14 protein-coding genes are annotated in these 14,832 nt (G+C 59.5%); 7 read left to right on the top strand and 7 right to left on the bottom strand.

The window, feature by feature from the left end; translation table 11 throughout:
• Positions 1-60: 60 nt before the first annotated feature.
• From RVM27_RS07245 to RVM27_RS07265, 5 genes are read right to left on the bottom strand one after another with little or no spacing between them, the layout of a single operon-like run.
• Positions 61-1,095 carry a histone deacetylase family protein gene (locus RVM27_RS07245; RefSeq protein ID WP_498957660.1) on the bottom strand — a complete coding sequence of 345 codons (1,035 nt, stop codon included), beginning with the start codon at positions 1,093-1,095 and terminating at the stop codon, positions 61-63.
• Between the two features lie 25 nt (positions 1,096-1,120).
• Positions 1,121-1,408, bottom strand: coding sequence for a GIY-YIG nuclease family protein (locus tag RVM27_RS07250; protein ID WP_498957661.1), 288 nt, complete (start codon positions 1,406-1,408; stop codon positions 1,121-1,123).
• 9 nt (positions 1,409-1,417) lie between these two features.
• Positions 1,418-4,903: an EAL domain-containing protein gene (locus RVM27_RS07255; protein ID WP_498957662.1), complete on the bottom strand. Its 3,486-nt coding sequence runs from the start codon at positions 4,901-4,903 to the stop codon at positions 1,418-1,420.
• A 30-nt stretch (positions 4,904-4,933) separates the two neighbouring features.
• Positions 4,934-5,962, bottom strand: a complete 1,029-nt coding sequence (locus RVM27_RS07260) for a Bug family tripartite tricarboxylate transporter substrate binding protein (protein WP_498957663.1) — start codon at positions 5,960-5,962, stop codon at positions 4,934-4,936.
• Positions 5,963-5,987: 25 nt separating this feature from the next.
• A complete protein-coding gene (locus RVM27_RS07265; protein ID WP_498957664.1) occupies positions 5,988-6,452 on the bottom strand; it encodes a YchJ family protein in 465 nt (154 codons plus the stop codon).
• A gap of 156 nt (positions 6,453-6,608) precedes the next feature.
• Here RVM27_RS07265 and RVM27_RS07270 point away from each other — a divergent pair, with 156 nt between their 5' ends.
• Positions 6,609-6,923 carry a hypothetical protein gene (locus RVM27_RS07270; RefSeq protein WP_039183225.1) on the top strand — a complete coding sequence of 105 codons (315 nt, stop codon included), beginning with the start codon at positions 6,609-6,611 and terminating at the stop codon, positions 6,921-6,923.
• 74 nt (positions 6,924-6,997) lie between these two features.
• Here the strand turns inward: RVM27_RS07270 and argE are convergent, their stop codons facing one another.
• The gene (gene argE, locus RVM27_RS07275) at positions 6,998-8,179 is read right to left on the bottom strand and encodes an acetylornithine deacetylase (RefSeq protein ID WP_498957665.1); all 1,182 of its coding nucleotides are present in this window, start codon (positions 8,177-8,179) and stop codon (positions 6,998-7,000) included.
• 174 nt (positions 8,180-8,353) lie between these two features.
• Between argE and ugpB the strand changes: the two genes are divergently transcribed.
• The 4 genes from ugpB to RVM27_RS07295 all read left to right on the top strand — a co-directional run bounded on the left by ugpB (position 8,354) and on the right by RVM27_RS07295 (position 12,575).
• Positions 8,354-9,679, top strand: coding sequence for a sn-glycerol-3-phosphate ABC transporter substrate-binding protein UgpB (gene ugpB / locus RVM27_RS07280; RefSeq protein ID WP_016915849.1), 1,326 nt, complete (start codon positions 8,354-8,356; stop codon positions 9,677-9,679).
• 67 nt (positions 9,680-9,746) lie between these two features.
• The gene (gene ugpA, locus RVM27_RS07285; protein WP_016915848.1) at positions 9,747-10,631 is read left to right on the top strand and encodes a sn-glycerol-3-phosphate ABC transporter permease UgpA; all 885 of its coding nucleotides are present in this window, start codon (positions 9,747-9,749) and stop codon (positions 10,629-10,631) included.
• Between the two features lie 40 nt (positions 10,632-10,671).
• Positions 10,672-11,520, top strand: a complete 849-nt coding sequence (gene ugpE / locus RVM27_RS07290) for a sn-glycerol-3-phosphate ABC transporter permease UgpE (protein WP_016915847.1) — start codon at positions 10,672-10,674, stop codon at positions 11,518-11,520.
• Between the two features lie 2 nt (positions 11,521-11,522).
• A complete protein-coding gene (locus tag RVM27_RS07295; RefSeq protein ID WP_498957667.1) occupies positions 11,523-12,575 on the top strand; it encodes a sn-glycerol-3-phosphate import ATP-binding protein UgpC in 1,053 nt (350 codons plus the stop codon).
• Positions 12,576-12,605: 30 nt separating this feature from the next.
• Here the strand turns inward: RVM27_RS07295 and RVM27_RS07300 are convergent, their stop codons facing one another.
• Complete coding sequence (locus tag RVM27_RS07300; protein ID WP_498957668.1) at positions 12,606-12,959, bottom strand: 5'-nucleotidase C-terminal domain-containing protein; 354 nt, start codon at positions 12,957-12,959, stop codon at positions 12,606-12,608.
• Between the two features lie 149 nt (positions 12,960-13,108).
• Here RVM27_RS07300 and RVM27_RS07305 point away from each other — a divergent pair, with 149 nt between their 5' ends.
• Positions 13,109-14,272: a glycosyltransferase family 4 protein gene (locus tag RVM27_RS07305; RefSeq protein WP_498957669.1), complete on the top strand. Its 1,164-nt coding sequence runs from the start codon at positions 13,109-13,111 to the stop codon at positions 14,270-14,272.
• Positions 14,235-14,774 carry a phosphatase PAP2 family protein gene (locus RVM27_RS07310; RefSeq protein WP_287806344.1) on the top strand — a complete coding sequence of 180 codons (540 nt, stop codon included), beginning with the start codon at positions 14,235-14,237 and terminating at the stop codon, positions 14,772-14,774. Before RVM27_RS07305 ends, RVM27_RS07310 begins: the two co-directional genes overlap by 38 nt.
• Positions 14,775-14,832: the final 58 nt, after the last annotated feature.

A 14,832-nucleotide genomic window follows, 5' to 3' on the forward strand; every position in this document is an offset into this window, starting at 1 on the left:
CGCTCCCGCCATCATTGATAGGCTAAAAAGGCGTAAGACTGCCCGAATTTGGTGCCGTTGTCATCTCGCACCCGCACCAAAGCCCTGCAAGACATTCACCACATTGACACCGATATCTCCCACTGCATAGCCCCCTTCCAGTAAAAAGACGCAGGGCAAACCACACTGGGCCAGCCGCTGGCCAAGGGCCGTGAAGTCGGCGTGCTGGAAGGTAAAAGCGCTGATCGGGTCGCCTTCGAAGATGTCCACGCCCAGCGACACCACCACCAGCTCACACTCGGCCTGGGCAATCCGGGTCAAGGCATCGTCCAACGCCGCCATCCACCGCGCCACCGACGTACCGGGCGGCAGCGGGTAGTTCAGCGTGTAGCCCTCTCCCTTGCCCTCCCCCGTTTCGTCGGCATAGCCGGAAAAGTAGGGAAAGGTCACGTCGGGGTCGCCATGCAGGGAAGCGAACAGCACATCGTCACGCTGGTAGAAAATCTGCTGGGTACCGTTGCCGTGATGAAAGTCCACGTCCAGCACGGCCACGCGATGCATGCCGCTGGCCAGGGCCCGCTGGGCAGCAATGGCGGCATTGTTGAAGAAGCAGTAGCCGCCGAACTGATCGAAGGCTGCGTGATGGCCGGGCGGGCGGCAAAGCCCAAAGCTGGGCTCGCCGGTGGCCAGCGTATGCTCCACGGCGGCCAGCGCAGTGTCCTTGCTGGCCATGGCCGCCGCAAACGTCCCCTCACTGATCGAGGTTTCGGCGGCCAGCGCATAGTAGCCCAGCTGGCCGCTCACCGAGCGCGGTATGCGGTCGCCGCGCAGGGTCCGCGCTGGCCAGATATTGGGAATGGCCTCGCCTTCATGGCCGGCGGCCTGCCATGCCTGCCAGCACCCCTCCAGGAACGCCACGTAGTCTGCATCGTGCACTGCCAGCACGGGGTCGAGCCCATAGGCCTGCGGCGCCTGCACCTCGATATTGGCCTGCGCCAGCGCCGCCAGCACGAGATCCATGCGCGCCGGGCATTCGAAGGGGCTGACCAGCGTGCCATCGTGCAGTTCACTGCGCGCCTGACGCAGACGGCTCTCCTCGGAAAAAAACGTACGCATGAAGGCTCCTGTTGCCATGGTGTGTTTACTCGCGTTCCGGGTGCCACCCTTCGACCGGCCATTGGCGGGCCCAGTGGCGCTTTTGATCCGGGGTGCGCTGTTTCAAGCGGTACTCGGCCTGGCTGGCCGTGGCGCGATCAGGAAACGGCTGCGCCCCCAAGAGCGCCGTGGGCGGGTGCGCACGGGTATAGCGCGCGCCCTTGCCGGTTCGGTGGGCCTGGTAGCGCTTCGTCAAGTCGTTGGTGATGCCCACATAGGTGCCTCGGCGACACTCCAGCAGATACAGGTACCAGGTCCTGTTGGATAACGCCATGTTTTCTCGTCAATCAGGGATAGTCGAAGCCGTGAACGTCGCCATGATGTTTTCGAGCTCCGCCAGCGGCATGGGTTTGGCCAGCCCGAAGCCCTGGAACATGTCACAGCGGTAAGTCATCAAGCGTTGATGCTGGGCGACATTCTCGACCCCTTCGGCCACCACGCCAAGCCCCAAATGGTGGGCCATGGAAATGATGCCCTGCACGATGGCGGCATCATCGTCGCTGTGAATCAGCTCGTTGATGAAGCTGCGATCGATCTTGATGGTACTGATGGGCAAGTGCTTCAGATAGCTCAAGCTCGAGTATCCGGTGCCGAAGTCATCAATGGCGACGCTCACCTGCATGCTGCGCAGCGCATGCAGAATACCAATTGCCGCCTCGGTGTTGTTCATCAGGATGCCTTCGGTCAGTTCCAGCGTCAGCTGCTCGGCAGGAAGACCGGTCGACGAGAGCGTCTGGCGCAGCGTCGCCAGAAAGCTTGCGCGATGAAACTGCAAAGGCGAGAGATTGACCGCCACCTTCAGGCTTCCCAACCCCTTTTGCTGCAGGCTCAGCATGTCGCTACAGGCACGCTGCAGGACCCACTCGCTGATGGGCATGATCTGCCCCGTTGCTTCGGCCAGCGGAATGAAACGTGCAGGAGAGATATAGCCTTTCACAGGGTGCCGCCAGCGCACCAGCGCCTCGACACTGACGATATTACCCGAACGGTCGAACAGCGGCTGATAATGCAGCTCCAGACAATCATGCTCGATGGCTTCCTGCAAGTCGTTGCGCAGGATGACGCGCTCGCTGGCCAGCTCGTTGATGTCGTTACTGAACCAGGCATACGCATTGCGCCCTTGCTGCTTGGCCTTGTACATCGCCATGTCTGCCTGCTGAATCAAGCTTTGTGGCTGGGGTGTGGTCGGCCCACTGATGGCGATGCCGACACTGGCCGTCAGGTACAGCTCGTGGCCATCGATGCAGTAAGGGCGAGCCAGGGCGGGCAACAGGCGCTCGACGATGTCGATCACCTGCTTTTCGTCACTGACCGACGAAATCAGCAGCACGAACTCGTCACCGCCCAAGCGGGCCACCGTATCTTCCTGGCGCAGCGCCGCCTCCAGCCGCTGGCCTACTTCGATCAATACCTGATCTCCCACGGCATGGCCCAGGCTGTCGTTGATCGGCTTGAAATCGTCCAGATCCACGAACAGCACGCTGATGGCGTGCCCCCCCAACTGTGCCTGGGCAAACTGTGCCTGCAGGGCTTCTTCGAAATGCATGCGGTTAGGCAGGCGAGTCAGATCGTCATGGGTGGCATGATAGGCTAGGCGAGCTTCGTAGGCCTTGTGCTTGGAAATATCGTGCTGAACGCCGACGAAATGGGTCACCCCGCCATCCTGGCCACGCACCGGCGCGATGTAGAGATCGTTCCAGAACGGCGTGCCATCCTTGCGATAATTACACAGCGTGACGTGGGTCTCATGCTGATGCTGAATACCGTGGCGCAGCCTCTCCACCATATCCGGGTCGCTCTCCGGCCCTTGCAGAAAACGACAGTTCCGACCAATGACGTCTTCCAGCGAGTAGCCGGTCATCACGCTAAATGCACGGTTGGCGTAGATGATCGGCAAATCCGGTGCGCGGGCATCGGCAATCAGCACGCCGTTCACGCTGGCTTCCACGCTGCGCTCCAGAATGCGCAGACGAGTCTGCTGGGCGCGGCTTGCGGTGACGTCCTGTGCAATGCCGTACACTCCGTCGACTCGACCATTGACCGTGATCGGAATACCGATCACATCCAGCAAGCGCTGCTGGCCATCACGGTGGCGCAGCGAGACTTCGAAGCGCGCGATTTCACCGCCCAGCACCTGCTGAAACTGTTGCGCCACATGCGTGACGTCGTCAGGGTCGATAACGTTGGCAAAGTGACGCTGCATGACCTCTTCCCGAGGAATGCCGGTCACACGCCCGCAGGTTGCATTCGCTTCGATGAAACGCCCTTCGGGATCCACGGCAAAAATGGCGTCGGGGTGGTGCGCAAACAGCGAACGATAGCGCTGCTCGCTGTCGGCCAGGGAGTGGCGCGCTTCGGCCAGCTCTTTGGCCCGGGTGACGCTCGCGCCCACCAACCCCACGCTGAACGCCAGCAGCCAGCTCATCACCAGCCCACCCAGCGTGACGCTCAGCGGCATCACGCCCAACAGTGCCCAGTTGTAGTGTTGGCCGGGATAGGCGCTCAGCATGAGGTTGATCCCCCCCGGCAACCCCATATGCCGAGATGCCAGCATCAGTGTGGAGGCTTCGCCATCATCGACCGTGAACCCGGAAGGGTGCAGCCGCACCAGACGGTGCTGAAGGCGGCTGACATCCACATGAAACGGCCCAAGTGCCAGGCGCAATTCATTACTCAGCAGCTCGCCCAGGTTGAACGAAGCCAGCAACCGTTGTGCACTATCCGGGATGGGGATCAACATGATCACGTTATTAGGCTGGAGGCTGTCCGGTATCAAGAGGCGCGGACGATCGAACGGAATATCAGCCCATGCCTGGACAGACGGAGTGCTCAGTTGCTCCAGCAGCCAGATATCGCTGGTGTGCCTGCGTCCCTGCGACCATGACAGCACTCCCGACGCATCCATCAGTGCAATCGCATGCAGGCTGAGTGTGTCACGAAAATAGTTCTGGGCGTCGCGGGTCAACAACACGTCACGCGGTTGGCCCTCTACCGTTGCCAGGCGTTCGGCCATACGCTGCATCAACAGCAGCCTTTCCGTCATCACCTGCTCGGCATTGAGCTGCACGCTATCCAGCAGATAACCCGCCTGCTGCTCGATGGAAGAGCGTTGATGCATGCTCAGCAGCAACCACGCCAGACTACTGGCCAACACCCCTGCCAACCCGACCACCACGGTCAAGCGGCCCGGGCTGAGCCGCTTATGACGCTGCCGCCAGCCGGCCACCAACAGCGCAACCGCCAATAGCACGATGAACACTAGTACCGCCAGAGGCGAGAAGGTGAATAGCGTCGCCTGGCTTGCCTGAGGACGCCATAGCTGGAGAACCACCACGCCGCCAAATAGCAGCAAACCTATGCCTGTCGCGCGCCACCAGCGCTGTCTTGCTACCCCTTCGACCCCGCGCCATAGGCAGACATTGACCACCAGCAACACTGCCGCCGCCAAACTGGTCATGCGCGGTTGCCCAGTGACCCACGATTCGCTGACGCCCTGCGCCATCAGGTTGTGCAGCAAGGTGTACAGCAGCAGCGCCGTCAAGCCCCCGGCACTTGCCAGCCTCACCACGCGCCACTGGCACAGCGTGGCCAGCAGGCTGACGCCGATCAGCAGCGTCGCCAGCGCGGCATCCGGCACCAGCATCGGGCCGAATACCACTTGTGGCAGCACCAGCCCCACCAACAGGCTGGTCGCTCCCATGCACAGGAGTGTCGCCGAGACCAGCAGCAGTAGCGTCTCGGCGGCTAAATCACGAGTATTCAAGGGCATGGGACGTGGAGGCTCCGGTCGATGGTCTGGCTAGCGCTCGAACGCTAACCGCTGGGTCAGGCTTTCCAACTGTTGATACTGCTCATCCAGATACTGGCCATAGGCCTCCAGCGGGCGAAAGTCCACCAGAGAGCCGTGGGTGTCCATCAAGCGACGTGCCAAGTCAGGCGCTTCCAGCGCCTGACGGAAGGCGGTGGCAATGCTGGCCAGCCGTTCAGGAGGCGTGTTCAAGGGAGCAAGCAAACCGCGGTCCGTGGTATTGACCAGCGTGATGCCCTGCTCCAGAAGCGTCGGCACGGACGGTAGCGCCGCAAGACGCTGCTCGCTGGCAGCGCCCAGAGGCACCAGGGCACCCGACGCAAACAGGGTGCCTGCAGACGGCAGGTTGAGCATGGCAAAATCAAGCTCTCTGCCTAACAAGGCCACGACCTGGGCACCGGTATCAGGATACTGGACGAACTGTACATCGCTGGCATCGATACCGGCCTGAGCGAAGAAGTGTAGCCAAAAAAAGTGGTCCGTTGAGTTGGGAATCACCCCGAACAGCAGCTTGCCCGGCTGTTCGCGCACCTTTTCGGCAATCTGAGAAGCACTGCTGACCGAGTGACCTGCATAGGTGGCCGGAATGTTCACGGTGCGGGTCAGCAGGGCAATGGGGGCGAATGCCTCATGCGAAAAGTTGGCAAGCCCCGACAGGTAGGCGAGGTCGATGGTTTGATGGCTGCCCAGTACGGTGTAACCATCGGGCGGGGATTCCTTGACGAACTGCGCCCCCAGCGTGGCCCCGCTGCCGGGCATGTTCACGACGACGATGGGGGCCTGTAGCGCGACCTGGGCACGCTCGGCAATGGCTCTGAACAAGACATCCGTTGCGCCGCCTTCCCCGTAGGGCAGCACCAGCGTCATGTCCGTGGCAGGGTAAGGCTCCGTTTGCGTCTGGCCATGGGCAGAGGCGCCCACGAAAAGGCTTAGCCACCCCAACAGCACGATGGCCGCCCAGCCGCTCGATGAAGACCATAAGCCACGCTGCCGTCGTCGTTCGGTTTGCTTCGCGTTCATCGGGGGTGCCTCATGCTACTTAGTCTTATAGCTGGCAACATACCTTGAATTTGCGTCCGCTTCCACAAGGGCAGGCATCGTTACGGCCCGGCTTCAGGCGGATCACGGTGGGCTTTCCGTCGACGTACCACCAACGCTGCTGCTCCCATACGAACCGCGACGCTTCCTCCAGCACCTGCCAACGGCCTGATTCCCTGAACGTTGCCTTGAAGTGCACGTGCCCCTCATCACGGGAAGGCAGCGGTGCCGACACGATGACCAGCGATTGCCACTGAGTCGTGGGGTCGGGTGGCAGTGTGGCTGGGCGCGTAGTGGCGTGCCAGGTGGCCAGCAAATAGTCACGCTCATTCAACGCAAAAGCGGTGTATCGTGAACGCATCAGGGCTTCCGGGGTTTCTGGAATGGCCTGGCCCTGATGAAACGGCTGGCAGCAGGCTACCAGTGGCAACGTGCTGCCACAGGGGCAACTTTCCGGCATGGAGTGGGTCATAACGGTGGCTCTGGCTTGTGCAATAAGTAAAGGCTGTAGACGTTTTGTTTCGGTAATAGGGCCCGAGTCAGGTATAGTAGCAGAGCAAGATCTTCAGACAGACGGAGTACGACAACACGATCGATCATTCTTTCCAAACGCAGTGGAGGTTCTCCTATGAAGGTTTACAGACCGGAATGGCAGTGCACGTTTAGCGTAAACGAAGGCGCGGAAGAATCAGCAAACTGGAAAGAGCGAATCGCGTGGCGGCTTAGAGCCGTGGCAGACCGCCTGGAAGGCAAAGGGCGTACGGTGAAAATCGACTATGACGTGTCGCCCACGGTTAGCCGAGACGAAGTCGACCACTGCCTGGGCAAAGGCTTCGAAGTCACCCAGAAGCTGTTGACCCAACTGGCTCGCCAGCAGGCCTGCGAAGATGTCATGCGCCATGCGAAAGCCGAGCTTTATGAAGAGCATTACCCTCAGCACTGATCGTTCTAAAGCATCATGAAAACATCCGCCGCGTCACCGGGCGGATGTTTTTTTATGGGCGTGAGCGCTCGACTTCAGGCATGGTCATCGGCTTGATAGGCCGATTGCAGGGAGCCACCCAAGCGCTGCATGAACTGCTGGCATGCCTCGAGCTGTGAGACCTCGATATACTCATCCGGCTGATGCGCCTGGGCAATGCTGCCCGGCCCCAGAATGATCGTCTGCAGCCCCTGCCCCTGAAACTGGCCAGCCTCGGTGGCGTAGGCCACGGCATGCTGGCAACAGCCTGCCGGAAGGTGCGCTTCTGCCAATTGCAGCACCTGCTGGTTGTCACGGTTTGCCAACCCGGGCACCGTCACGTTCAAGGGCTCTGTGGTGATGTCGACGGTTTTCCCCTGAGCCGCCAGGGCCTCACTCAGCGTGGCGCAGTAGTCGCTGAAGCGGGCATACACCTCTTCGAAGGTTTCCGTGGGCAGGTGGCGTATCTCCCACTCGAACTGGCACTCCCGCGCCATGATGTTGATGGCCGTGCCCCCCTTGATCTTGCCCACGTGCAGGCTGGTATGCGGCACGTTGAACGCCTCGTCCACGCGTCCTTCTTCGACCAGCGTGGCCATGGTGTCCTCGATGAAAGTGACCAGCCTGGCCGCCACATGAATCGCCGAGGTGCCCTGGTTCACCTGGCTGCTGTGGGCCTCGCGCCCCACTACGGTAGTGCGCAGGTTGGTGGCGCCTTTCTGGGCAACCACTGGCTGCATGCTGGTCGGCTCGCCGACGATGACCCGTGCCGTGGTGGAGTAGTGCTCATAAAAGCGCTTGATCAGGCTCGGCGCCCCGACACAGCCGATCTCTTCGTCATAGGAAAAGCCCAGGTAGACCGGCTGCTGCAAAGGCGCCTTGACCCACTCGGGCACCATGGCCAGCGCGCAGGCGATGAAGCCTTTCATGTCGCAGGTACCTCGCCCATACAACCGACCATCGCCTCCATCACGCAGGGTGAACGGGTCGCTGCTCCACGGCTGCCCTACGACGGGCACCACATCCGTATGCCCGGAAAGCATCACCCCGCCGGGCGCATCAGGGCCGATGCGCGCAATCAGGTTGGCTTTGGTACCACAGGGGCTCATCACCCGCTCGGAAGCGACGCCAGCCTTGGTCAGGTACGCTTCGACAAATTCGATCAGGGCCAGATTGGACGCGCTGGAGGTGGTATCGAAGGCGACCAGTCTGGTCAGTAGCGTGGTGACATCGCTCATAGTGCTCTCGCTGTGCAGGCTTTTGGCCACCCTAGCACCGCCATGGGCATTTGGAAATGCTGACCGTCACGACAACTTCACCGTGCGTTCATGAAAGCGTCATCTACACTTTCTACTGTGTAGTGCACTCAAAAACTTAATAAACGTACTGCGCACGACCCACAAGGAGCCGTTATGTCACGTTTCACGTTGCACGCGCTTGCCCTCGGTGTGGCTACCGCCACGTTCAGCCTTTCTGCTCACTCAGCAACCAACGTTAACTGGTGGCACGCCATGGGCGGCCAACTGGGTGAAATTCTTGAGCAGATGACCGAAGAGTTTAACGCCTCACAGGAAGACTACCGCGTGACACCCAGCTACCGCGGCAACTATACCGAAACGATGACCGGTGCCATTGCAGCCTTCCGCGCCGGTGAGCAGCCGCATATTTTGCAAGTGTTTGAAGTCGGCACCGGCACCATGATGAATGCAGCTGGCGCTATTTACCCTGTTTATCAACTTATGGAAGAACACGGTCGTGCGTTTGATCGCGAGGACTTCCTACCCGCCGTGGTTGGTTACTACACCGATGCCAACGGCAATCTACTATCGTTTCCGTTCAACTCCTCAACGCCTATTATGTATTACAACCGCGATGTGTTTGAGGAAGCAGGGTTAGACCCAGAGCAGCCACCGCAAACCTGGGAAGAAATGGCTGAGTACGCAACTCAAATGACTGAGGCAGGCGCGGCTCGATGTGGTTTTACTTCCTCATGGCCAAGCTGGGTGATGCTGGAAAACTTCTCGGCCATGCATAACCTACCCTTGGGCACACTGGAGAATGGCTTCGGGGGCCTAGAAACCGAACTGAACTTCAACAACGAACACGTAGCCCGCCACTGGGATAATCTAAAAGCGTGGCAAGAAGAGGGCCTATATCGTTGGGGTGGCCCTGGCCCTGGTGATGATGCGTTACCAATGTTCTATTCTGGAGATTGCGCCATTTTCTTCGGCTCTTCTGCTTCGCGGGCAAATATTGCCGCTAACGCAGACTTTGAGGTTGGCTTTGGTATGCTGCCCTACTACGCTGACGTAGACGGCGCGCCGCAGAACTCGATTATTGGTGGCGCGACCCTGTGGGCACTGCAAGGCCACAGCGATGAAGAGTACGAGGCCGTTGCCGCCTTCTTCGAGTATCTCTCACAACCCGAGGTGCAAGCTGAGTGGCACCAAAAGACCGGCTACCTGCCCATTACCCAGGCGGCCTGGGACCTAAGCGCAGAGCAGGGTTATTACGACGAAAACCCAGGTGCTGATACCTCCATCAAGCAAATGACGCTAAACGAGCCAACCGAAAACTCGAAGGGTCTGCGCTTTGGTAACTTCGTACAGATTCGCGACATCATTTCTGAAGAGATGGAAGCCGTGATGAGTGGCCGCAAGGATGGGCAGAAAGCATCTGACGATGCTGTCCGTCGAGGCAACAACTTATTGCGCGATTTCGAAGCCGCTAACCAATAAACCAAAAAACCTTTCGCCGTCTACTGATCGGTAGGCGGCGCATTCGTTTGTTGTAAGGTGAGCTTCAATGCAGACCAAACGCATGACCTTCCCAGGGCGTTTTTTGCCCTATGCCCTGTTGGCTCCCCAGGTCATTATTACGCTGATCTTCTTTATTTGGCCGGCCGGCAAAGCAATGTACCAGTCATTGCTTCGCGAGGATGCCTTCGGCCTGCGTACGACTTTTGTTGGGTTGGAAAACTTTGCCCGACTGTTCCGTGATGGGGACTATCTCAACTCGCTATCGGTGACTGCTGTCTTCGCCGTAGGTACTACGCTGATTTCTATGTCAGTGGCGCTGCTGTTGGCCAGCACCGTTAACCGTATGATTCGCTCACGCAGCACTTACACCACGCTACTGGTATGGCCCTACGCCATCGCCCCCGCCATTGCCGGGGTATTGTGGTGGTTTATCTTTAATCCCTCCATTGGCATCGTGCCCTATCTGCTGGATATGGTCGGCTACAACTGGAACCATCGAACCTCGGGAAATGATGCAATGCTACTGGTGGTATTAGCGGCTGCCTGGAAACAGATCTCCTACAACTTCTTGTTTTTTTTAGCCGGTATGCAATCTATTCCTCAGTCACTTATCGAAGCGGCGGCCATTGACGGCGCTAGCCCAATGAAACGCTTCTGGACCATTGTGTTCCCGCTACTAACGCCCACCACCTTCTTCCTAATGGTCGTCAACGTGGTCTACGCCATGTTCGACACCTTCGGTATTATCCACGCCACAACCCAAGGCGGCCCATCACAAGCCACCAACACTCTGGTCTATAAGGTTTATGCCGACGGTTTTATTGGCCTGAACCTAGGCTCTTCAGCCGCTCAGTCGGTCATTTTGATGGTCATTGTGATTCTGCTCACCGTGGTGCAGTTCCGCTTTATTGAACGACGAGTAAATTACTAATGCCGATTTTCCAGACACTTACTAACCAGAGAGCCTTGTGATGGTTGAAAACCGCCCCTGGGCCAATGTGTTTGCCCATACCATCCTAATCATTGGCGTCGCGCTAGTGGTTTTCCCGGTATACATCGCAATTGTCGCCTCGACTCATGGGCCGGGAGAGTTTTTGCGCGGCACACTGCCCCTATTACCAGGCCCACATGCCATCGATAACTACAAAGCCATGTGGAATACAGGCCTTTCTCGGGCTGGCGCACCACCGGCTGGGCAGATGCTGTGGAACAGTTTTGTCATGGCGATGGCAATTACCATAGGCAAACTGTCAATTTCGCTGCTATCAGCGTTTGCGATTGTTTACTTCCGCTTCCGCTTCCGGATGTTCTTTTTTTGGATCATTTTTATCACCCTGATGCTACCGGTGGAGGTGCGTATTATTCCCACCTTTCAAGTCGTGGCAGACCTGAAGATGCTCAACAGCTTCGCGGGACTTTCAATACCACTGATTGCGTCGGCAACGGCGACGTTCCTATTTCGTCAGTTCTTTATGACGGTACCGGAAGAGATGTTAGAGGCGGCACGGGTGGATGGCGCAGGCCCGCTGAAGTTTTTTAAAGACATCTTAATGCCACTTTCCATTACCAATATCGCGGCGCTATTTGTGATCATGTTTATCTACGGCTGGAACCAATATCTCTGGCCACTACTGATCACCACTGACCCCGACTACTACACCATTGTGATGGGCATCCAACGCATGACCACCGCCGCCGATGGCGACCCCCAGTGGCATTTGGTAATGGCTGCTGTCGTGATGGCGGCCCTGCCACCGGTGCTGGTGATCCTGTTTATGCAACGCCTGTTCGTGAAAGGCCTGACCGAGACGGAGAAGTAACCATGGCCAGCATTACCCTGGAAGGGCTGAAGAAAACCTACGCCGGTAACGTGGCAGCCGTCAAAGGCATCGACCTGCACATCGAAGATGGTGAGTTCGTGGTACTGGTGGGGCCTTCCGGCTGCGGTAAATCGACCCTGCTGCGCATGGTGGCCGGGTTGGAAACCATAACCGAAGGCACGTTGAAGATCGGCGAGCGGGTGGTCAATCGGCTGGAGCCTGCCGAACGGGACATCGCCATGGTGTTCCAGAACTATGCGCTCTACCCTCACATGACGGTCTACAACAACCTGGCCTACGGCTTGAAGAACCGCGGTTTCAAGAAGCATGACATCGACCAGCGCGTGCGCGCCGCCGCCAAAATGCTGGAAATCGAGGAGTACCTGGAGCGCAAACCGCGCAAGCTTTCAGGTGGCCAGCGCCAGCGCGTGGCCATGGGACGCGCGCTGGTACGCGAGCCCTCGGCCTTCCTGTTCGACGAGCCGCTCTCCAACCTGGATGCCAAGCTGCGGGTGCAGATGCGCGTCGAGATCAAGCAGCTGCAGCGTCGCCTGAAGACCACCAGCCTGTACGTCACCCACGACCAGCTCGAAGCGATGACCCTGGGCGACCGCCTGGTGGTGCTGAACGCAGGCAATATCGAGCAGGTGGGCACGCCCATGGAGATCTACACGCGCCCTGCCACGCTGTTCGTGGCGCAGTTCATCGGCTCCCCTGCCATGAACATCCTGCCGTTGGCGTATCTGACCCCCCAGGACCACCAAGGGATACTGAGCCAGCTGCCGGAAGGCACGGACACCCTGGGTATTCGCCCGGATGACATGCTGCTGACACCGCCTGCCGAGCCGCATATCGCGCTACGAGCCACGCTGATGCTGTACGAAGCAGCCGGGGCCGAAAGCCACCTGTACGTGCATCTGGCCGACCGCCAACAGCCTACGGTACTGAAAACCGCAGGCCAGCCCACCGTTCAGGAGGGCGAGACGCTCAACCTGTACGTCACCGCCGGTGCCCTGCACCCGTTCAATGCCACCACCGGGCAGCGCACCGGCTGAGCCTGCCGCTTGCCCAGGGCGACGAGGCGGCTATTCGTCCTGGGCAATATCCACAATGCGACCCTCGGGCTGATAGAACACCTCGCCACGAGACACCACATGATCACGCAACATCTCCCAGTCGGTATGGCCCACGATGGTATGGCGGCCATCGTCGTGGGCCGCCCCCAGTGCCGTGTGGCCATCGCCACCCGCCGCCGTGAAGTTGTTGGTAGCCACGGTATAGGTCTTGTCCGGATCGATCGCCTGCATGGCACCTTCGCGGTTCACCTCCAGGCTGATGAGACGCGCGCCTGCGGGTTGACGGCTGTCGTAGGTGAGCCGCGTGCCTTCGGACACCTGCAGGAAGCCACCGCTTTCGTCCGGCGCATTGGTCAGGGTCAAGTCACTTTCCTGGTATATGTAACGATACTTGCTTACTGCTGCACAAGACAGGGCACATTGCGTGTCATCGCTTGTTCACCTGGCTGTCGCCTCGGTGTCACTGTTGGGCCTCACCATGGCGCTAAACGTGATAAAGGGATGAATCGCTCATGCGACTCTGTATCGTCAGCGAAACATGGTCACCGGAAATCAACGGCGTCGCGCACACGCTGAACCGGCTGTGTCGTGAACTGCTGTTGCTGGGTATCACAGTGGACGTGATACGCCCGGCGCCGCGTCAACCTGGCAGCGCCGCGTGCGCCACCCAGGAACTTCAGGTCAAGCGGTTTGCGCTGCCTAACTATACCGACGTTCAGGTAGGCTTTGCCCGCCCTGGGAAGCTTCAGCGCTTTTGGCAGCAGTACCGCCCGAACGTCGTCTATCTGGCAACCCAAGGCCCCTTGGGCTGGGCGGCCCGCCAGGCAGCCCAGCGCCTGGAATTGCCGCTGGTGGCCGGTTGGCATACCAACTTCGACCACTATTGCCAAGATCATGGTGTTGCCTGGCTGACCAAAGCGACACGACGCTATTTGCGCTATTTCCACAATGGCTGCACCCTCACCCTGGTGCCTACCCAGCAGCAAGCCGTGGCGCTGCGCCAAGATGGCATCAAAGACGTGCAGGTGCTTGCCCGAGGTATCGATAGAGAGCGCTTTTCGCCCGCCCACCGCGACCTCGCGCTGCGTCAGCAGTGGGGCGTCAGCGAGCATCAACCGGTGGCCCTGTACGTGGGGCGCCTGGCACCCGAGAAGAACCTTTCGCTCCTGCAGGAAACGCTGCAAGCCATGCGCAGCGCTCGCCCCGATATGGCGCAGGTCATCGTGGGCGACGGCCCGGCCCGCAGCCAGCTGCAAAAAGCCTTGCCAGAAGCCCACTTCACCGGATTTGTGGACAAGCATTCGCTGGCACGCCACTACGCCAGCGCCGACATGTTCGTGTTTCCCTCGCTGTCCGAAACCTGGGGCAACGTAGTGACCGAAGCCATGGCCAGCGGCCTGGCAGTCGTGGCGTTTCGCCACGCAGCCAGTGCAGAACTGATTCACAGTGGTCATAACGGCATCACCGTGGCGACCGACGATGCGTTGGGCTTTCAACACGCAGCGGTCACGCTGTGCCAGCACCCTGCCGATTACGCACGACTAGGAAGAGTCGCCCGCCTGCGCGCACTGGAACAGAGCTGGTCGGGCATTGCCGAACAATTTCTACGTTACCTGCACCATGCCCAGGAGGCCCGCCATGCGAGCTCGCCCGCTTGTCGTATTCGATCGTCTTGACCTGTGGGAGTGGCGCTTTTGCCAGCGCGTGACGCATCTCTCGCTCTACCGCCCCTGGCGTCTGACGCTCCAGACGGCCAGCAAACTGGGTGATTGGCCCATCTGGGTGCTGCTGATTGCAGCTCAGCCGTGGCTGCAAACGGACGGACTATGGCGCATGTGGCAATACTCACTGATCGCGCTGCTGGCGATTCTGGTCTACAAGCTGGTGAAAACTCGGCTGTGTCGCGAACGCCCTTTCATCACCTACCTGGGGGGCGTCCACTGCGGCCAACCTGCCCGAGACCGCTACAGTTTTCCCAGTGGTCATACCATGCATGCCGTGATGTTCAGCGTACTGGTGGCCAGCCACACGCCCTGGCTGCTACCGATCGTGTTACCGCTTGCCTTGATCATCGCGATTTCAAGAGTAGGCCTGGGCCTGCACTATGCCAGTGACGTGCTGGCCGGTGCTGCCATGGGCTACGGGTTTGCGTTACTGAGCCTTTACTGGATGGGCTAGGTGCTGTTCGACGCCTGAACGCCATAGCGCTTTCATTTGATTGGCACTACGTTTATCT

Source organism: Halomonas sp. KM007 (assembly GCF_050709225.1).
Lineage (GTDB): Bacteria > Pseudomonadota > Gammaproteobacteria > Pseudomonadales > Halomonadaceae > Vreelandella > Vreelandella hamiltonii.